Origin of the sequence: Streptomyces sp. NPDC048590 (assembly GCF_043199535.1) — a bacterium.
Classification (GTDB): domain Bacteria; phylum Actinomycetota; class Actinomycetes; order Streptomycetales; family Streptomycetaceae; genus Streptomyces.
In genome coordinates, this window is sequence record NZ_JBICWC010000001.1 from 302,938 (window position 1) to 322,625 (window position 19,688).

Here is a 19,688-nt window from a genome sequence, read left to right on the forward strand (position 1 = left end):
CCTCCGGGTACGGAAATGGGGGACGGGGGCCGCGACGATTAGGTTAGGCAACCCTAACCCAACGATTGTCGCGACTCCCGCCCCCCACGGCGTCCGTCACACGAACCCCACAAGAGGCACGGAGGTGTCACGAGGGACCCCCCGCCGCCTCCTCCCGCAGCTGCTCCTCGCTCAGTCCCCGCCGCCAGTAGCCGACGAAGGTGACGCGCCTCCGGTCGAAGTCCCGCTCGCCGACCAGGTGGCGGCGCAGCGCGCGGACCCCGGAGGCCTCGCCCGCGATCCAGGCGTACGGGGTGCCTGCCGGCAGTTCGGCGGCGCGCACGGCCTCCACGGCCGAGGGGGCACCTTCCTCGCGTATCAGCCAGGTGATCCGGGCGTCGGCCTCGGTGCTCAGTTCCAGCCGGTCCTGGGCGTGCGGGACCTCCAGCCAGACCCGCGCCTCGGTGCCGGCGGGCAGCCATTCGAGGGCGGCCGACGCGGCCGGCAGGGCCGTCTCGTCGGCCGCGATCAGGACCCATCCGGTGTCCTGCGGAGGCTTGAAGCGGAGTCCGCTGTTGTTCTCGCCGGTGGGGCCCAGCACCTTGAGACGCTGTCCCGGCACGGCGGCCTCCGCCCAGCGGCAGGCCGGTCCGCCGTGCTCGTGCACGGCGAAGTCGATGTCCACCTCCGTGGAGCCGTCGGCGGCGCGGCGCTGGGCCCGCACCGTGTACGAGCGCATCACCGCCCTGACGTCCGGGGGCAGGGCCCGCCAGGCCGGGAACCACTCGCCGTTCTCGTCGACCGGGACCACGGCCTCGGCCTGGCCCGGGTGGGGGAGGAAGATCGAGAGGCTCTGGTCACGGCCTCCCGCGGCGAACCCGTCGGCCCCCGGGCCTCCGAGCGTGATGCGCAGCATCGACGGGCCGAGCCGGCGGGTTCTCAGGACCGTCAGGTCGAAGAACCGGAATGGGGCGACGGCGGGTGCGGTGGCGGTCGTCATGCGGGGGTCCTCCCGGGAACCTGGACGGAGGCGGGTCCGGCCCGGTGGAGACCCGGGCCGGACCTCAGGTCAGCCTGCCTTCTTGGCCTTCTCGATGGCCTCGGCGAGGGCGTCGAGGATCGGTGCGCACTTGTCGTAGGAGTAGATGGGCTCCGTGGTGCGGGGAATGACCTGGCCGGCCTTCACGGCGGGCAGCTTCGCCCATGTCGGCTTTGAGGTCAGGGCGTCCGGCTGCAGAGCTGAGGAGCGGTTGTCCATCATGATGATGTCCGCGTCGTACTTGTCGACGTTCTCCCAGCTCAACTCCTCGAAGAAGCCTGCCTCGTTGACCTTCGGTTCGACGAACTGCACGCCGAGCTCCTGGAAGTACAGGGTGTCGGCGGAGGTCTTCGCGAGGGAGACGTAGAAGAGGTCCTGGCTCGCCGAGCCGATCATGACCTTGATGTTCGGCTGTGACTTGGCGGCCGCGCGCAGCCGGGCCGCGGCCTTCTCGAAGGCCGCCTTGGCGTCCGTGACCTTCTTGGCCTTGACGTCGGCGCCGAGCGAGGCGGCCAGATCCTCGTGGCGCTGGATCGCCTTCGGCATCGTGGTCTGCGCGGCCCACAGGGCGACGCTCGGGGCCAGCTTGAGGATCTTGTCCTTCGACTGGTCCGGCACGTACCAGAGGGCGTCCTTCTCCCACATGGCGGTGACGAGGAGTTCCGGCGCGAGACCGGCGTACTTCTCGACGTTGAACTCGCCCCAGACGTTGCCGAGCACCTCGACCTTGTTCACGTCGAGGTCGCCCGCCTGGACATCGGCCTTGCCGCCGGAGGTCTTCGTCGGGCCGAACACGCCCTTGACCTCTATGCCGTAGTCGTGGAGCGCGGCGGCGACACCGATGAACGCGACGATGTTCTTCGGTACGGAATCAGCCTTGACCGTCTGTCCGCGATCGTCCTTGAAGCTCCAGGGGCCGGAGTCCTTCGCGCCCGAATCGGAGGCCGAGCCCTTCTCGTCGCCGTCGCCGCAGGCTGTGAGGGCGGCCCCCAGGCCGATGGCGCCACCGGCGGCCAGCAGGCCGCGGCGGGAGAAGGGGCTGGTCCGGAGGTTGGGCATGAGTGTGTCTGCTTTCGTGCGCGCCGAAGTAACCGATGCCGATTCGAAAGGAAGGCTAGCCTAACCTCACACATCGCGGGCGGGCAGGGCAAGGGGGAGCGGTGGTTCCGTTACCTGCCTCGGTGAAAGCCGCCTTCCCTGACCAGGGAAGGCGGCCGGCGCGCGCCCTGCCTCAGGCGCCCACACCCAGCTCCCGGGCGATCAGCATCCGCTGGACCTCGCTGGTGCCCTCGCCGATCTCCAGGATCTTGGAGTCGCGCCACATCCGGGCCACCGGATACTCGTTCATGAAGCCGTAGCCCCCGTGGATCTGCGTCGCCTCACGGGCGTTGTCCACCGCGACCGTCGACGAGTAGAGCTTGGCGATCGCCGCCTCCTTCTTGAAGGGCTCACCCGCCACCAGCCGGGAGGCCGCGTCGCGCCAGCCGATCCGGGCCATGTGCGCCCGCATCTCCATGTCGGCGATCTTGAACTGGATGGCCTGGTTGGAACCGATCGGCTTCCCGAAGGCGTGGCGCTCCCGCGCGTACTTCAGCGACTCGTCCACGCAGCCCTGCGCCAGGCCCGTCGACAGCGCCGAGATGGCGATCCGTCCCTCGTCCAGGATCCGGAGGAACTGCGCGTAGCCGCGGCCCTCCTCGCCCAGCAGGTTCGCCGCGGGGACGCGGACGTCGGAGAAGGACAGCTCCCGGGTGTCCGAGGCGTTCCAGCCGACCTTGGAGTAGGGGGCGGCCACAGTGAAGCCGGGGGTGCCGGACGGGACGATGATCGCGGAGATGCGCGGCGCGCCGTCCTCCTTGCGCCCGGTCACCGCCGTCACCGTCACCAGTTCGGTGATGTCCGTGCCCGAGTTGGTGATGAAGCACTTGGAGCCGTTGATCACCCACTCGCCCGCGGCCTCGTCCAGCACGGCCGTCGTCCGGGTGCCGCCCGCGTCCGAACCGCCGTCCGGCTCCGTCAGGCCGAACGCGCCGAGCGCCTCGCCCGAGCAGAGCTTCGGCAGCCACCGCCGCTTCTGCTCCTCGGTGCCGAAGCGGTGGACCGGCATGGCGCCGAGCGAGACCCCGGCCTCCAGGGTGATTGCCACGGAGGAGTCGACCCTGGCCAGCTCCTCCAGGGCGATCCCCAGGGCGAGGTAGTCCCCGCCCATGCCGCCGTACTCCTCGGGGAAGGGCAGCCCGAAGAGACCCATCCGGCCCATCTCGGCCACGATCTCGTACGGGAACTCGTGACGCTCGTAGAAGTCACCGATCTTCGGGGCGATCACATCGTGTGCGAACTCCTCGACGGTACGGCGCAGTTCCTCGTGCTCGGCGGTCAGCCGGTGGTCAAGGGACATGGGTGGTTCACTCCTTGTGGGACAGCGCGCGGACGGTACGGGACGGGCTCGGGCGGCCCAGCTGTTCGGCCATCCACACGCTGGTGGCGGTGAGTGCGCCGAGATCGACCCCGGTTTCCACGCCGAGGCCGTCGAGCATCCACACGAGATCCTCGGTGGCGAGATTTCCGGTCGCGCTCTTCGCGTACGGGCAGCCGCCGAGCCCGCCCGCGGACGCGTCGACCGTGGTCACCCCGTGCTGGAGCGCCGCCAGGGTGTTGGAGAGCGCCTGGCCGTAGGTGTCGTGGAAGTGCACCCCGACCGTGTCGGTGGACACGCCCTCGGAGTTCAGGGCGGAGAGGAGTTCCCCCACGTGGCCGGGGGTGGCCACGCCGATCGTGTCGCCGAGGGAGAGTTCGTCGCAGCCCAGGTCCATCAGCGCCTTCGCGACCCGCACCACCTGGGGGACGGGCACGGCGCCCTCCCACGGATCGCCGAAGCACATCGACAGATAGCCCCGCACCCGCACCCCGGCGTCCTTCGCACGGGCCACGACCGGCTCGAACATGGCGAGCGACTCGTCCACCGTGCGGTTGAGATTGCGGGCGGCGAACGTCTCCGTCGCCGAACCGAAGACCGCGATCCCCCGCGCGCCGAGCGCGAGCGCCCGGTCCAGGCCGCGTTCGTTCGGCACCAGGACGGGGAGCTCCACCTCCCCGGCCGCCGCGAGGTCACCGAGCATCGGGAACAGCGACTCGGCGTCGGCGAGCTGGGGCACCCACTTCGGGTGCACGAAGCTGGTCGCCTCGATGGTGGTGAGCCCCGCCCCCGCCAGGCGGTGGACGAACTCCGCCTTCACCTCCGTGGGGACGACGCCCTTCTCGTTCTGCAGACCGTCACGGGCGCCCACCTCGTGGACGCGCACCCGGGCGGGCAGCCCCCGGGCGGGCACGGTCATGGGCAGCGCTGCAGCGGTCACGACTCCTCCTTGCGGTCCACCACGGCCAGGATCTGGTCCATGGCGACCGTGCTGCCCGCCGAGACGTCCAGTTCGGTGACGGTGCCGGCGTGCGGGGCGGAGATGACGTGCTCCATCTTCATCGCCTCGACGACCAGCAGGCTCTGCCCGGCCACGACCTCGTCGCCGACCGCGACCTTCACCACCGTGACCGTCCCCGGCATCGGCGCGGCGAGGGTGTCCGCCCCGGACCGGGCGGCCCCGCTCAGGGACGCCTCCACCGGGTCGTGGTCCTGGACGTGCCAGGCGTCGCCGTCCCGGCCGAGCCAGACACCGTCCGGTGACCCGGCCCGGCTGAAGGTGTGGGTCACTCCGCCGACCTCGACGACCACCCGCGTCCCGGATGCCTCCACCAGCCGGGACGACGAGGGTCCGGGCAGCGGCGGTACGGGACCGCACGCGTCGTCCCGCTCCTCCCGGTCCCCGGCGTGACCGAACGTCAGCGAGGCCGTGCCGCCCGGCTTCGTACGCAGTCCCACCCGCACCGGGTCATGGCCGGGGACACGGAAGTGGTGGAAGGTCTCCGCCGGTGTGCCGCCGAGGCGCCAGCCGCTGCGCACCGAGAAGGGGTCGACCCAGCCGCCGGTGGGCGCCGGGGCCCGCTGCCGCAGCAGCGCCGCCGTCGCGTACACCTCCTCCGGGACCCCGTCCGGCACCAGGCCGTCCGCCTCCCGCTCCACCAGGCCGGTGTCCAGCTCACCCGCGGCCACCGCGGGGTGTGCGAGCAGCCGGCGCAGGAACCCGGCGTTCGTCGGGACACCCAGCACCACCGTGTCCGCCAGCGCCGCCCGGAGCCGCCGCAGGGCGGTCGCCCTGTCCGGCCCGTAGGCGATGACCTTCGAGAGCATCGGGTCGTAGGTGCTGCCGACCGGCACGCCCTCGCTGAGTCCCGAGTCCGTACGCACCCCGCCGCCCTGCGGCTCGCGCAGGGCCAGCACCGTGCCGCCCGACGGGAGGAAGCCGCGCGCGGGGTCCTCCGCGCACACCCGGGCCTCGACGGCGTGCCCGGTGAGGGTGACGTCCGCCTGGGTGTAGGGGAGCTGTTCGCCGGAGGCGACCCGTAGCTGCCACTCCACCAGATCGAGCCCGGTGATCAGCTCGGTGACGGGGTGTTCGACCTGGAGGCGAGTGTTCATCTCCATGAAGTAGTACGAGGACGGGTCGCTGCCCGGGACGATGAACTCGACCGTGCCCGCGCCGACGTACCCGCAGGACCGCGCCGCCTGCACGGCCGCCTCGCCCATCGCCGCCCGGGTCGACTCGTCGAGCAGGACCGAGGGCGCCTCCTCGATGATCTTCTGGTGGCGGCGCTGCAGCGAGCACTCGCGCTCACCGAGGTGCACCACCGTGCCGTGCGCGTCGGCGAGCACCTGGATCTCGATGTGCCGGGGCCGGTCGATCCACCGCTCCACGAGCAGGGTGTCGTCGCCGAACGAGGCGCGCGCCTCGCGCCGGGCGGCCGCGATCTCCTCGGCCAGCAGCGTCTCCTCGCGCACCAGGCGCATGCCCTTGCCGCCGCCGCCCGCCGACGGCTTCAGCAGCACGGGCATCCCGATCTCACGTGCCGCCGCCTCCAGTTGGCCGTCGGTGAGGCCGCTGCCGGCGGAGCCGGGCACCACCGGCACCCCGGCGGCCGCGACGGTCTCCTTGGCCCGGATCTTGTCGCCCATCAGGGAGATGGCGTCGGCCGGCGGGCCGATGAAGACCAGCCCCGCCTCCGCGCAGGCGCGGGCGAACCCCGCGTTCTCGGCGAGGAAGCCGTACCCCGGGTGGACGGCCTCCGCGCCCGTACGCCGGGCGGCATCGAGGAGCCGGTCCACCGACAGGTAGCTCTCGGAGGCCGGCGCGGGGCCGATCCGTACCGCCGTGTCCGCCTCGCGTACGTGCCGGGCGTCCGCGTCCGCGTCGCTGAAGACGGCGACCGACCGCACACCGAGCTCGCGCAGGGTCCGGATGACCCGGACCGCGATCTCGCCACGGTTGGCGACCAGAACAGTGCTGAACATGGAAGTCCTCACATCACATCCGGAAGACGCCGAAACTGGGCTCGCCCAGCGGGGCGTTGGCACACGCGGTCAGGGCGAGACCCAGCACCTGCCGGGTCTCCATCGGGTCGATGACTCCGTCGTCCCAGAGCCGGGCGGTCGCGTAGTAGGCGTTGCCCTGCTGCTCGTACTGCGCGCGGACCGGGTCCTTGAAGGCCTCCTCCTCCGCGGCGGGCCACTCCTCGCCCCGGCCCTCGATCTGGTCGCGCTTGACCGTGGCCAGCACCGACGCGGCCTGCTCGCCGCCCATGACGGAGATCTTGGCGTTGGGCCACATCCACAGGAAGCGGGGCGAGTAGGCCCTGCCGCACATGGAGTAGTTCCCCGCGCCGTAGGACCCGCCCACCACGACCGTCAGCTTGGGGACCCGGGTGCACGCCACGGCCGTCACCATCTTGGCGCCGTGCTTGGCGATGCCGCCCGCCTCGTAGTCGCGGCCGACCATGAAGCCCGAGATGTTCTGGAGGAACACCAGCGGGATGCCGCGCTGGTCGCACAGCTCGATGAAGTGGGCGCCCTTCTGGGCGGACTCGGCGAAGAGGATCCCGTTGTTGGCGACGACACCGACCGGGTGGCCGTGGATCCGGGCGAAGCCGGTGATCAGCGTCTGGCCGTACTCCGCCTTGAACTCGGCGAAGCGCGAGCCGTCCACCACCCGTGCGATGACCTCCCGCACGTCGTAGGGCGTGCGCGGGTCGACGGGAACCGCGCCGTACAGCCCCGCCGGGTCCGCCTTCGGCTCCTCGGCCGGCTCCACGGTCCAGGGGAGAGGGCCCCGCTCCGGGAGGGTCGCGACGATGTTGCGCACGATCCGCAGCGCGTGCGCGTCGTCCTCGGCGAGATGGTCGGTCACCCCGGACACACGGGAGTGAACCTCGCCGCCGCCCAGCTCCTCCGCCGTCACGACCTCGCCGGTCGCGGCCTTCACCAGCGGGGGACCGCCCAGGAAGATCGTGCCCTGGTTCCGGACGATGACGGCCTCGTCGCTCATCGCGGGGACGTACGCCCCGCCCGCCGTGCAGGAGCCGAGCACCGCCGCGATCTGCGGGATGCCGGCGCCCGACATCCGCGCCTGGTTGTAGAAGATCCGCCCGAAGTGCTCCCGGTCGGGGAACACCTCGTCCTGCATCGGGAGGAAGGCGCCGCCCGAGTCCACCAGGTACAGGCAGGGGAGCCGGTTCTCCAGCGCGACCTCCTGGGCCCGCAGGTGCTTCTTCACCGTCATCGGGTAGTACGTGCCGCCCTTGACGGTCGCGTCGTTGGCGACGATCACGCACTCCCGGCCGCTGACCCGCCCGATCCCGGCGATCACCCCGGCGGCCGGTGCCGCGCCCCCGTACAGCCCCTCGGCGGCGAGCGGCGCCAGCTCCAGGAAGGGTGAGCCCGGGTCGAGCAGGGCGTCCACCCGCTCCCGTGGCAGCAGCTTGCCGCGCGCCACATGCCGGGCGCGGGCCTTCTCACCCCCGCCGAGACGAGCCGTGGCGAGCCGCGTGCGCAGCTCCTCGGCGAGCGCGTGATGCGCCGCCTCGTTGGCCTGCCAGGCCTCCGAGGCGGGATCGGCCGCGCTCACCAGGACCGGTGCCTGCTGCATCCTGTCGAGCCCCCTTGCCCGTACCGCGGTAGTCGGATGACGTTAGTGAGCGTTAACGTGTGACGCTCAGGTTAACGAGCGCTAACCCCCCTGTCTAGAATGAATCCCCATGAGCACCCATGCCGCCGCCCGTGTCGCGGCTCCCACCCGCCGCGAGCAGATCCTCCGGGAAGCGGCCCGGCTCTTCGCCGAGCGCGGCTTCCACGGTGTCGGGGTCGACGAGATAGGGGCCGCGGTCGGTATCAGCGGTCCCGGTCTCTACCGGCACTTCCCCGGCAAGGACGCCATGCTCGCCGAGCTGCTCGTCGGTATCAGCGAGCGCCTGCTGGCCGGCGGCAGGCTCCGCGTCACCGAGGACGGCGCCTCCGGCAGTTCCCCGGACGCCCTGCTGGACGCGCTCATCGAGGGGCACATCGACTTCGCCCTGGACGACCGCCCTCTGATCACCCTGCACGACCGCGAGCTGGACCGCCTGCGCGACACCGACCGCAAGCGCGTCCGCCAGCTCCAGCGGCAGTACGTGGAGGTCTGGGTGGACGCGGTCCGCGCCCGCTACCCCTCCCTGGTGGAGAGCGAGGCCAGGGTCACCGTCCACGCGGTGTTCGGCCTGCTGAACTCCACGCCCCACCTCACCCGCCCGGGTGCCCTCCCGGACCGCGCCGCCACGGCCGCCCTGCTCCACCGGCTGGCGCGAGGGGCGTTCGAGGCGGCGGGTCGCGCGGCCTGACGCCCCGCGGCGGGCTCCGGGCGGATCAGGCGCCGGCTGCCCCGCCGTCCCGGATCTCCTCCAGTGCGTCCCGCATGGCCTCGAGGGCCCGGGTGAAAACCAGTCCGCGAGTACGGCCAGGGCGCGACGAGCTCGCCGGAACGGGCCCCGCGTAGCCCCGGCGCGGCTGTCCGCGCGATCCCGCCGTACGAGACGCCAGGCACCCAGCGCGGCGGCGACGGCACAATGGCTGCATGCCGATACCCAGCCGCGCCGCCCTCGTCGAGCACCTCGTCCGCACACGCATCGCGGGCGACGTCGCCACTCCCCGCGACAACAACCTCTCCCACTACCGCCAGCTCGCCAACGGCAACCGCCACTTCTGGCTCGGGCTGGAGCTCGGCGACCGCTGGACCGACGAGCAGGACGTACTGGCCGTGATGGCCGAGCGGTGCGGGGTCGACGACGACCCCGAGCACCGGCAGGGCCAGGACACCATCGACCCGGAGCTGACCGTCGACGCCCTCGACCGGATGGCGGCCCGGCTGCGCAAGGCCGCGGCCGGCGGGCAGCGGGTGCTGTTCGCGACCGGCCACCCCGGCGGACTGCTCGACGTGCACCGCGAGACCGCACAGGCGCTGCGGACCGCCGGGTGCGAGATCGTCCGCATCCCCCAGGGCCTGACGACCGACGAGGGCCGGGTCCTCCAGTTCGCCGGTGTCGCCGTGCTGGAGCGCGGCGCCACCCTCTGGCACACCCACTCGCCCGCGCCGATGGCCGCGATCCTCGACGCCATGGAGCGCGAGGGACGGCCGCGCCCCGACCTCGTCGTGGCCGACCACGGCTGGGCCGGATGCGCCGGCCAGTACGGCGTCGACTCGGTCGGCTACGCAGACTGCAACGACCCCGCGCTCTTCCTCGGTGAGGCGGAGGGAACCCTCCAGGTCACCGTGCCCCTCGACGACCACGTCATCGACCCGCGCTACTACGACCCGATGACCGACTACCTGCTGGACGCGGCGGGGCTGGCACCCTCGGTCGACCGGGCGTAGCGCGCGGCCAGCTCCCGCAGGTGCGCGACCAGTTCCGGCGGGCCGGTCACCGTGAAGTCCAGGCCGAGCATCCCCAGGTGCACGCCGAGCGACTCCAGGGAATCGGCGCCGGTGTCCAGGACACACGTGCCCGCGTCGACGGTCTCCACGGTGCCCACCGCCGGGTTGATCCGCTCCAGCACCGCCTCGGCCGGGGCGTGCACCGTCACCCGGGCGCGGTGGCGCCAGGCTGCGGCCGACGCGCTCCCGGCGACATGCGCGGCGGCCCCGCCCTCCGGGTCCTCGCGCGGGGTGAAGCGGGGGCCGGCCGGAAGCCGCGGCGTGAGCCGGTCCACCCGGAAGGTGCGCCAGGCGTCGCGGTCCACGTCCCAGGCCACCAGATACCAGCGGCGCCCCCAGTTGACGACACGCTGGGGTTCCACCAGACGGCGTGACGACGCCCCGGAGTGGTCGCGGTAGTAGAGCCGCAGCCGCTCGTGATCACGGCACGCGGCCGTCAGCGTCATCAGCAGCTCGGTGTCCGCACCCGGTGCCGGCCGGTCCGCCGGCACCGGCACGGCGTACTCCTGGAGGGTGCGGACCCGTCGCCGCAGACGTGACGGCAGCACCTGCTCCAGTTTCGCCAGCGCGCGCCGCGCGGTCTCCTCCGCCCCCGCCAGGGCGCTCCCCGGTACGTTGCGCAGTGCCACGGCCACCGCGACGGCCTCGTCGTCCTCCAGGAGCAACGGAGGCATCGCGCTGCCCGCGGCCAGCCGGTAGCCACCCGTGGTGCCGCGGGTGGCATCCACCGGATAGCCGAGGGTGCGCAGCCGCTCGATGTCGTTGCGTACGGTCCTGCCGCTGACCCCCAGGCGCTCGGCGAGCTCCGAACCCGGCCACTCACGAGGGGTCTGGAGCAGGGACAGCAGGCGCAGCAGGCGTGCCGAAGTCTCCAGCATCGATCGCGACCCGCCGTCCCGATAGGAATGAACCGTTCCTATATCTTTCCTATGGTTTCACCCATGGAGCACAGCAGCAAGACCGCGACAGCAGACACGTCCGTCCGTCCCTTCAAGGTGGACATCCCGCAGGCCGATCTCGACGACCTCCGCGACCGTCTGGCCCGGACCCGCTGGAACGCCGGGGTGCGCGGGCTCGAAGACTGGTCGCGCGGGGTGCCCGCCGGCTATCTGAAGGAGCTCGCCGCGTACTGGGCGGACGGCTTCGACTGGCGGCGGGCCGAGGACAGGCTGAACGCGTTCCCGCAGTACCTCACGGAGATCGACGGACAGGACATCCACTTCGCCCATGTCCGCAGCGACAGGGCCGACGCCACTCCGCTGCTGCTGATCCACGACTGGCCGGGCTCCTTCGTCCAGTTCGCCGACGTCGTCGAGCCGCTGGCCCGCGACTTCCACGTCGTGGTCACCTCCACACCCGGAGTCGGCTTCTCCGGCCCCCTGTCGTCGACGGGCTGGAACACCGGCCGGATCGCCAAGGCCTTCACCGAGCTCATGTCCCGCCTCGGGTACGGGCGTTACGGCGTCCAGGGGAACGGCGGCGGCGCCTGGACCGCCGCCGAGATGGGGCGGATCGCCCCCGGTCAGGTCATCGGAGTCCACGTCAACGGCCTGGTCACCTTCCCCTCGGACGACCCCGCCGACTTCGCGGGACTCACCGAGGCCGAGCAGACCCGCCTGGAGCGGCTCCAGCACTTCCGCGACGACAAGATGGGCTTCAACGCCATCCAGTCCACCCGCCCGGACACGGTGGCCTACGGCCTGAACGACTCGCCGGTCGGCCAACTCGCCTGGATCATCGAGAAGTTCAAGGAATGGACCGACCCGGCGAAGGAACTCCCCGAGGACGCGGTCGACCGCGACACCCTGCTCACCAACGTCAGCCTGTACTGGTTCACCGGCACAGCGGGATCGTCGGCCCACCTCTACTACGAGTCGGCCCACGACCCCGCCGCCTGGGCGCCGAAGGAGAAGGGCACCGTCCCCACCGCCGTGGCCGTGGCGCTCCCCTCCGACGTCGCGATCCGCCGCTTCGCCGAACGCGACCACGACGTGGTGCGCTGGACCGAGTTCGAGCGCGGCGGCAACTTCCTCTCCCTGGAGCAGCCGGAGCTGCTGACCGAGGACGTACGGGAGTTCTTCGCCGGCCTCCGCTGACGCGGATGCCACCACGTGCCCTCGGCGGCCGCTCTCTCAGGGGCGCAGCCGGACGGGCAGGGACCGGTGGCCGTTGCTGATCAGCGACGCCACCGGTGCCATGTCCCCCTCCGACGGGGCCGCACACACGTCCGGGAAGCGGTCGAAGAGCGCGCCGAGCGCCACCTCCGCCTCCATCCTCGCCAGGGCCGCGCCCAGGCAGAAGTGGATGCCGTGACCGAAGGCCAGATGGTCCTTGGTGACCCGGGTGGCGTCGAAGGTGCCGGGGTCGTCGTGCCAGTCCGGATGGCGGTTGGCCGCCGCGTAGGAGGCGAGGATGGCATCGCCCTCGGCGATGGTCCGCCCGTCGGGCAGCGGGATGTCGGTGACGGCGTACCGCAGCGGCAGGTGCTTGACCGGCGGCGAGTGACGCAGCGTCTCCTCCACGACGTCTGCCCAGGACGCCCGGCCCGCCCGTACGTGGGCGAGCTGACCGGGCCGCGTGAGCAGGGAGTGGACGGCCTGGTCGATCAGGTTGCCCGTCGTCTCGTACCCCGCGTTGATCACCAGCAGCAGGGTGTCCCGCAGCTCCCGCGCCGACAGCCCCGGTCCGTCCGCGCCCTCCTCGCCCATCGCGATCAGCACCGAGGCCAGGTCGTCGCCGGGGGCGGCCCGTTTCGCGTCGATGAGGCCTTCGAGCAGGGCGTAGAGCCGCGCGGTGTTGGCGGCGGCCTCCTCCGCGTCCAGAGTCGTGTCGAAGACACCGTCGACGAGGGTGCGGAACTCGACGCCCCGCTCGTCCGGGACCCCCAGCAGGTGGCTGATGACCGCGATGGGCAGCGGATAGGCGAACGTGTCCCGCAGATCGGTGACCTCGCCACGGGGCTGGGACTCGAGACCGGCCAGCAGCTTCTCCACGATCGCCTCGACGGTCGGCTTCAGTGCGGCCGTCCGGCGGGCGCTGAACGCCGGAGCGACGATCCGGCGCAGACGGCGGTGGTCGCCCCCGTACGCGGTGAACATGTTCTCGACCGCCACCCACAGGGCCAGGGGCCAGCTCCGGACGGCCTGGTCGAACCCGGGCCAGTGCCGGCGGGCGTCCTTCGACACGGCGGGGCTGGTCAGCAGCTCCTTCAGCAGGACGGGATCGGTCACGGACCAGGCCTCCACCCCCAGGATGTCGACACGCGCAGCGGGCCCCTGGGCGCGTAACACCTCGTGCTCCGCGTCCGCGTCGCGGGCTGTGGGGTCGAGGACGATGGGCGTCGCTTGCTCGGTCACGGGGGCACTCCCGGGTCGGGGTCGGTCGGCGAGACCGAGCTACCCAGCCCGGGGGCCGCGGACCCCTCTCCCACGAGACCGTCACATCCGGACGCCGTCTCCCCTTGTGCCGTCACGCTGTTCGCGCCCCGGGGTGGGGTCCAGGTACACGCGCCGGATCGAGGGATAGCGTTCCCTCAGCTGCTGCTCCGCCTCCTCGCACGCCCACTCGATCTCGCCGGCCGTGGCGGCGTCCCGGAAGTCGACCTTCGCGGCGACCAGCGTCTCCGACGGCCCCTGGATCAGGGTGGTCAGCTCCAGCACCTCCACGACGTGGGGGACCGACAGGAGTTCCTGCCGCACCCCGGCCCGCATCTCGGCGGGCAGCGGACGGCCGATCAGCAGCTGGGCGTTGGAGCGGCCGAGCACCCAGGCCACGTACACCAGCAGGACGCCGATGAGGACGGACGCGATGCCGTCCCAGACGCCCGACCCGGTGAGCTGTCCGCCGAGCAGGCCGCCGGCCGCGAGCACCAGCCCGGTCAGGGCCGCCGAGTCCTCCAGCACCACCGCCTTGACGGCGGTGTCGGGGGTGCGGCGCAGATAGCGCGGCGCGGGCATCCGCAGCTCGGCCGCCTCCCCGCGCACCTGGCGGAGCCCCGTACGCAGGGAGAAGCCCTCCAGCACGAAGGCCACCGCGAGCACGATGTAGGAGACCAGTGGATCGCCCAGCTCCTCGCCCCGCACCAGGGTGTGGATGCCGTCGTACAGCGAGAACACCGCACCGCCGACGAAGGTCGCGACGGCGGCGAGCATCGCCCAGATGTAGCGCTCGGGGCCGTAGCCCAGCGGATGGTCCTCGTCGGCCGGCCTCTCGCCCCGCTTCAGCGCGGTCAGGAGCATGAGCTCGGTGACGGTGTCGGCGACCGAGTGCGCCGCCTCCGAGAGCATCGCGCTCGAACCGCTGATGAGACCCGCCACCAGCTTCGCGGCGGCGATGCCGAGGTTGGCCGCCGCCGCGACGACGACGGTGAACGTGGACTCGCTGCCGCCTGACCGGTCGTCACCCATGAGGGGCAGTATGTCCGAATACGCGCGGTCAGTCCCTCGGGACGCGGACCAGACCCTCCTGGATGACCGTGATGGCCAGCTTCCCGTCGGCCGTCCAGATCCTGGCCTGGCCGAGACCGCGCCCACCGGACGAGGAGGGCGAATCCTGGTCGTACAGCAGCCACTCGTCCGCCCGGAAGGGGCGGTGGAACCACATCGCGTGGTCCAGGCTGGCGCCCACCACGTCGCCGACCGACCAGCCGCCGCGCCCGTGCGCGAGGAGCACCGAGTCCAGCAGCGTCATGTCGGAGACGTACGTCGCCATGCAGACGTGCAGCAGCGCGTCGTCGGCCAGCTTTCCGCGGGTCCTGAACCAGACCTGGGAGCGGGGCTCACGGGGCTGCCCGGCGGTGGCGAAGGGAGGAGCGTCCACATAGCGCAGGTCGACCGCGGCGCGGGCCTCGACCAGCCGGTCGGCCAGCCGTGGATCGGCGAACCGGTCCACGTACCGGTGGAGCATCTCCTCGGTCGTCTCCAGGGTCTCCGGGTCCGGGGCCGGGGGCATGACCGTCTGGTGGTCCATGCCCTCCTCGTACACCTGGAACGACGCCGAGAGGTGGAAGATCGGCTTGCCGTGCTGGACGGCGACGACGCGCCGGGTGGTGAAGGACCGCCCGTCGCGGATCCGGTCCACGTTGTAGACGATCGGCGCCCCCGGGTCCCCGGGGCGCAGGAAGTAGGAGTGCAGGGAGTGCGCGCCCCGGTCGGCCGGAACCGTCCGCCCGGCGGCGACCAGGGCCTGCGCGGCGACCTGGCCGCCGAAGACGCGGGGCACGACCGCGGATCGGCTCTGGCCCCGGAATATGTCCTGCTCGATCCGCTCGAGGTCGAGCAGATCGAGCAGGGAGTCGAGTGCTTCGCTCATGGAGGAGAAACGTAGCCGTTCTCAGAGACCCATGGACTTGGCGATGATCGACTTCATGACCTCGCTGGTGCCGCCGTAGATGCGGTTGACCCGGTTGTCCGTGTAGAGGCGGGCGATCGGGTACTCGTTCATGAAGCCGTAGCCGCCGTGGAGCTGGAGGCAGCGGTCGATCACCCGGTGCGCGACCTCGGTGCAGAACAGCTTCGCGGACGCGGCCTCGGCGGGGGTGAGCTCGCCGGCGTCCAGGGCCTCGATCGCCCGGTCGCAGACGGCCTCGGCCGCGTCGACCTCGGCCTTGCAGGCGGCCAGCTCGAACTTGGTGTTCTGGAAGGACGCGACGGACTTGCCGAAGACCGTGCGGTCCGTGACGTACTGCTGGGCGAAGCGGATGGCCGCCTTCGCCTGGCCGTACGCGCCGACCGCGATGCCCAGGCGCTCCTGGGGGAGGTTCTGGCCGAGGTAGGAGAAGCCCTTGTTCTCCTCGCCCAGCAGGTCCTCGACGGGCACCTTGACGTCGACGAAGGCCAGTTCGGCGGTGTCGGAGACCTTCAGGCCGAGCTTGTCGAGCTTGCGGCCCACCGAGTAGCCCTCGGACTTGGTGTCGACCACCAGGAGCGAGATGCCGTGACGGCGGTCGTCGGCCTTGGGGGCGTCCGTGCGGGCGCAGACGATGACCTTGTCGGCGTGCACACCGCCGGTGATGAAGGTCTTGGCACCGTTGAGGATGTAGTGCGTGCCGTCCTCGGAGAGCTTGGCCGTCGTCTTCATGCCGGCCAGGTCGGAACCGGTGCCCGGCTCCGTCATGGCTATCGCGTACATCGTCTTGCCGGAGACGAAGTCGGGGAGCCAGCGCTTCTTCTGCTCCTCGGTGGCGTACGCCTTGATGTACGGCAGGCAGAGCAGGACGTGCACGCCGGAGCCGCCGAAGGAGATGCCCGCGCGGGTGGTCTCCTCGTAGAGGATCGCCTCGAACTTGAAGGTCTCCATGCCCGCGCCGCCGTACTCCTCGGGCACCTCGATGCCGAAGATGCCGAGCTCGGCGAGCTTGTAGTAGAAGTCGCGGGGCGCCTGGCCCGCGGCGAACCACTCGTCGTAGACGGGGACGACCTCGGCCTCGATGAAGGCGCGGACGGTCTCCCTGAACGCCTCGTGGTCCTCGTTGTAAACCGTACGGCGCACGGGGTGCCTCCTGGTGTCAGCTTCGGGCTTCGGTCGCGGTGGCTAAGCGCTTGCTCAGACTCTTCCGAAGTTACCCGGCGGTCACGGTGGCTGTCCAGGGTGATGCTGAGCACGCCCGGAGCTTGTGCGCGGCGGGCGATGCCGGTGTCCTCGGCCTACGGCTTCGAGAGCAGGGGAGTGGGGCGGCTGATCGCCGCCGGTGAGAGGTGGAACCGCGCGGGGACGGTGCGCGTCAGGTGCTGTCCTGGGGCGTGGGCGGACCACGCCCCAGGACAGGGAGGTGAGGGCTGGTTCCGGACCCTCGGCGATGATTCGGAGCCGGACCGGCGGCGGATTGGTCCGGGTTTCCGGCAGGTCAGGGTGGCTGAGAGTGCCGGCCGGCAGCGCCCTGTCACCCCGATGGCGGCACGGCTCGGGCAGGCGCACAGTGAGACGAGGGGCCGGTGACGAACGGGCCGGCCCGTCGCACCGAACTCTCTGTGAGGCAGTCATGGCTGATGTGGGCGGTAACACGGAACAGGCCGGACGCGGCACGACGACCATCGCGGACGGTGTCGTGGCCACCATCGCCGGAATCGCCATCCGCGACACCGAAGGCGTGCACTCGGTGGGCCGGGGGGCGTCGAAGGCGATTGGCGCGGTCACCGGTCGCCGCTCCGGCTCCTCCGGGGCGGGGCGCGCGGTCAAGGTGGAGGTCGGCGAGAAGCAGACCGCCATCGACGTGGACGTCGAAGTGGAGTACGGGGTCCAGATCCACAAGCTCGCCGACCGGATCAGGACCAACGCCACGGACGCGGTCGAGTCGATGACCGGCCTGGAGGTCGTCGAGATCAACATCAACGTCTTCGACGTCCACGTACCGGATGAGGACGAGGACGAGGAGGACGAGGGTTCGACCGCACGCGTGCGGTGAGACACGCGCCCTGAGGGCCGCCCCGGAGTGCCCGGCGCACCCCTGCGATCCGCGGTCAGCGCGCGCCGGACTCCGTCACCAGCAGCCCGACCGTGTCCGTCCGGTCGGACGACGGGCCCGTACCGATGGCGAACTCGCCCGGCTCCACGGCCCATTCACCCGCGTACGTGAACGACGCCAGCGTCCCCGCGTCCAACCGGAAGGTGACCTCCTCGGCCGCCCCCGGCTCCAGGTCCACCCGGGCGAAGCCGCGGAGCTCACGCACCCGGGGCCACGCGGTACCGCCGAGGACCCGGCGCACGTAGAGCTGGACGGTCTCGCGCACCGGACGGGGCCCCGTGTTGGCCACCCGCACCACGCACTCGACGGGCGCGGCGCCACCGTCCCGTGCGAACTCCTCGGCCTCCACCTCGGGCCGGGACAGCCGGGGCGTGCCGTACTCGACGGTCGTGTAGCTGAGCCCGTGGCCGAAGGGGTGGCGGGCGGTCGCGGGCTGGTCGACGTAACCGCGGTAGCCGTGGTCCTTGCCGTTGTAGAACACCGGCAGCTGCGCCGCCGAGCGAGGCACGGAGACGGGCAGCCGTCCCTGCGGCTCCGCCGCGCCGAAGAGGACGTCCGCGACGGCCCGGCCGCCCCACGGGCCCGGATACCAGGCCGACAGCACCGCCGACACCCGGCCGCCGAGGTCCGGCAGCGCGTGCGGGCGGCCCTGCACCAGCACCAGCACCACCGGGGTGCCCGTCGAGGCGACCGCGTCGAGCAGCGCCGACTGGCCTTCCGGAAGCGCGAGTTCGGCCAGGTCGACACCCTCGCCGCAGGTCATCTCCACCGGGTTGCCCGTGGAGACGACCGCCGCGCCGTTGGCGTCGAAGCGGGTGTCCTGCTCGCGTGCGCTCGAACCGCCGAGGACCAGCACCGCCACATCGGCCGCGGTCGCCAGGGCGACCGCCTCGGGAAGCCCGGAGATGTCCCCGCCGACCAGGTCGCAGCCCCGGGCGTGGACCACCTCGGTGCCCCGGGGCGCGGCCGCGCGGACACCGGCGAGCACGGTGAAGCCCGAGTCCGGCCGCTGAGGAGCCGTGTAGTCACCGATCTGCTGGGGGACGGAGTCGGCGTTCGGGCCGATGACCGCGATCCTCCCGAGCCGCTGCCCGGCCAGCGGCAGCGTCGCACCGTCGTGGGAGAGCAGCGTGACCGCCTCACGGGCCACCCGCTCGCTCAGCCGCTCCACGGCCTCCGGTGCCGGGGGGAGCGCGGTGGTGTACGGCTGCTCGAACAGCCCGAGACGGAACTTCAGGGTCAGGACCCGCCCGGCCGCCCGGTCGAGCGTCCCCTCGTCGACCAGGCCGCGTCCGACCGCGTCCGCCAGCCGCGGGTAGCAGTCGTCCCACAGGCTCAGGTCCGTACCGGCCCGCAGCGCCATCGCCCCGGCCGCCGCCGGATCACCCGCCAGCCGCACCAGCCGGTCCAGCGCGAGCCCGTCGGCCATCACCAGGCCGTCGAAGCCCCACCGCTCCCGGAGGATCCCGGTCAGCAGCTCCCGGTTGGCCGCGCACGGCACACCGTCGAACTCGTTGTACGCCGCCATCACACCGGCGGCACCCGCCCGCACACCCGCCAGCGCCGCCACCAGATGGATCTCGTGCAGCTCCCGCGGCCCGAGTTCGGTCGCCGCGCTGTTGCGGCCGCCGACCGTGGCGCCCTGTCCCGCGAAGTGCTTGAGGACGACCGCCGCCCGGTCCTGCCCGATGCCCTCCCGGGCCGGACCGCCCTGGACACCCCGTACCAGCGCCTCGGTGAACCGCGCGGCCAGGTACGGGTCCTCGCCGAAGCACTCCTCCGCCCGGCCCCAGCGCGGATCCCGCACCAGGTCGAGGGCGGAGACCAGGGCGACATGCCCGCCGCGGGCCCGGAGCTGAGCGGCGGCCGCGGCGGCGGCCTCCTCGTACAGCTCCGGATCCCAGGTGGCGCCGACCGCCAGGTTGACCGGGAGCACCGTCCCGTCCAGTGCCTGGTGTCCGTGCGGCATCTCCTCCACCATCAGGACGGGGATGCCGAGCCGGGTGTTCTCCACGGCGTACCGCTGTACGGCGTCGGAGACCCGCGCGCCGTCACTCGCGCCGATGCCCGTCTCCGCGGTCACCCCGGACCACGGATCGGCACGCTGCAGTCCGTACAGCGCGCCCATGCCGTCGTACGCCGCCACCTCCGCGCGGAACGCGTCCGTCAGCCGGTGGCCGGACGGGGTGCGCTCGTACGCGTCCCAGCCGTACATCCGCTGGTTCACCTGGCCCACCTTCTCGGCGAGCGTCATCCGCGACAGGAGGTCGCGCACCCGGTCGGCGACGGGCATCGCGGGGTCACGGAACAGCGGTTCGGACATGGTGCGGCGGCTCTTCTCTCGTGTCGGGCGGGCGGG

16 protein-coding genes are annotated in these 19,688 nt (G+C 72.1%); 4 read left to right on the forward strand and 12 right to left on the reverse strand.

What is annotated here, in order from left to right; all coding sequences use genetic code 11:
• Positions 1 to 127: 127 nt before the first annotated feature.
• The 6 genes from ACGFNN_RS01325 to ACGFNN_RS01350 form a co-directional block, all read right to left on the reverse strand.
• Positions 128 to 979: a siderophore-interacting protein gene (locus ACGFNN_RS01325; RefSeq protein ID WP_393551764.1), complete on the reverse strand. Its 852-nt coding sequence runs from the start codon at positions 977 to 979 to the stop codon at positions 128 to 130.
• A gap of 69 nt (positions 980 to 1,048) precedes the next feature.
• Positions 1,049 to 2,077, reverse strand: a complete 1,029-nt coding sequence (locus ACGFNN_RS01330) for an ABC transporter substrate-binding protein (protein WP_393551766.1) — start codon at positions 2,075 to 2,077, stop codon at positions 1,049 to 1,051.
• A 172-nt stretch (positions 2,078 to 2,249) separates the two neighbouring features.
• Positions 2,250 to 3,416, reverse strand: a complete 1,167-nt coding sequence (locus tag ACGFNN_RS01335) for an acyl-CoA dehydrogenase family protein (protein WP_393551768.1) — start codon at positions 3,414 to 3,416, stop codon at positions 2,250 to 2,252.
• Positions 3,417 to 3,423: 7 nt separating this feature from the next.
• Positions 3,424 to 4,374, reverse strand: coding sequence for a hydroxymethylglutaryl-CoA lyase (locus tag ACGFNN_RS01340; protein ID WP_393551770.1), 951 nt, complete (start codon positions 4,372 to 4,374; stop codon positions 3,424 to 3,426).
• The gene (locus ACGFNN_RS01345; protein ID WP_393551772.1) at positions 4,371 to 6,419 is read right to left on the reverse strand and encodes a biotin carboxylase N-terminal domain-containing protein; all 2,049 of its coding nucleotides are present in this window, start codon (positions 6,417 to 6,419) and stop codon (positions 4,371 to 4,373) included. Before ACGFNN_RS01345 ends, ACGFNN_RS01340 begins: the two co-directional genes overlap by 4 nt.
• A 13-nt stretch (positions 6,420 to 6,432) precedes the next feature.
• Positions 6,433 to 8,049 carry a carboxyl transferase domain-containing protein gene (locus tag ACGFNN_RS01350; RefSeq protein WP_362547287.1) on the reverse strand — a complete coding sequence of 539 codons (1,617 nt, stop codon included), beginning with the start codon at positions 8,047 to 8,049 and terminating at the stop codon, positions 6,433 to 6,435.
• Between the two features lie 109 nt (positions 8,050 to 8,158).
• On the opposite strand from ACGFNN_RS01350, the gene ACGFNN_RS01355 reads away from it, so the two are divergent.
• Entirely contained in the window at positions 8,159 to 8,776 is a 618-nt protein-coding gene (locus tag ACGFNN_RS01355) for a TetR/AcrR family transcriptional regulator (protein WP_393551774.1), read from the forward strand.
• Between the two features lie 233 nt (positions 8,777 to 9,009).
• Complete coding sequence (locus ACGFNN_RS01360) at positions 9,010 to 9,807, forward strand: phosphatase (RefSeq protein WP_362664046.1); 798 nt, start codon at positions 9,010 to 9,012, stop codon at positions 9,805 to 9,807.
• On the opposite strand, the gene ACGFNN_RS01365 is transcribed toward ACGFNN_RS01360, so the two are convergent.
• A complete protein-coding gene (locus ACGFNN_RS01365) occupies positions 9,759 to 10,745 on the reverse strand; it encodes a helix-turn-helix transcriptional regulator (protein WP_393551776.1) in 987 nt (328 codons plus the stop codon). The genes ACGFNN_RS01360 and ACGFNN_RS01365 overlap by 49 nt on opposite strands.
• 63 nt (positions 10,746 to 10,808) lie before the next feature.
• Between ACGFNN_RS01365 and ACGFNN_RS01370 the strand changes: the two genes are divergently transcribed.
• On the forward strand, positions 10,809 to 11,963 hold the full coding sequence (locus tag ACGFNN_RS01370) for an epoxide hydrolase family protein (protein ID WP_393551778.1): 1,155 nt from the start codon (positions 10,809 to 10,811) through the stop codon (positions 11,961 to 11,963).
• Between the two features lie 36 nt (positions 11,964 to 11,999).
• Here the strand turns inward: ACGFNN_RS01370 and ACGFNN_RS01375 are convergent, their stop codons facing one another.
• From ACGFNN_RS01375 to ACGFNN_RS01390, 4 genes are all read right to left on the reverse strand, one after another.
• Positions 12,000 to 13,223: a cytochrome P450 gene (locus ACGFNN_RS01375; RefSeq protein ID WP_393551780.1), complete on the reverse strand. Its 1,224-nt coding sequence runs from the start codon at positions 13,221 to 13,223 to the stop codon at positions 12,000 to 12,002.
• An 81-nt stretch (positions 13,224 to 13,304) separates the two neighbouring features.
• Complete coding sequence (locus ACGFNN_RS01380) at positions 13,305 to 14,273, reverse strand: cation diffusion facilitator family transporter (RefSeq protein WP_393551782.1); 969 nt, start codon at positions 14,271 to 14,273, stop codon at positions 13,305 to 13,307.
• Positions 14,274 to 14,301: 28 nt separating this feature from the next.
• Entirely contained in the window at positions 14,302 to 15,177 is an 876-nt protein-coding gene (locus ACGFNN_RS01385; protein ID WP_393551784.1) for an acyl-CoA thioesterase, read from the reverse strand.
• Positions 15,178 to 15,198: 21 nt separating this feature from the next.
• Entirely contained in the window at positions 15,199 to 16,356 is a 1,158-nt protein-coding gene (locus tag ACGFNN_RS01390) for an acyl-CoA dehydrogenase family protein (protein WP_362664058.1), read from the reverse strand.
• Positions 16,357 to 16,846: 490 nt separating this feature from the next.
• Between ACGFNN_RS01390 and ACGFNN_RS01395 the strand changes: the two genes are divergently transcribed.
• Entirely contained in the window at positions 16,847 to 17,269 is a 423-nt protein-coding gene (locus ACGFNN_RS01395) for an Asp23/Gls24 family envelope stress response protein (RefSeq protein ID WP_362664060.1), read from the forward strand.
• Positions 17,270 to 17,324: 55 nt separating this feature from the next.
• On the opposite strand, the gene ACGFNN_RS01400 is transcribed toward ACGFNN_RS01395, so the two are convergent.
• The gene (locus ACGFNN_RS01400) at positions 17,325 to 19,652 is read right to left on the reverse strand and encodes a glycoside hydrolase family 3 N-terminal domain-containing protein (protein ID WP_393551787.1); all 2,328 of its coding nucleotides are present in this window, start codon (positions 19,650 to 19,652) and stop codon (positions 17,325 to 17,327) included.
• Positions 19,653 to 19,688 lie beyond the last annotated feature (36 nt).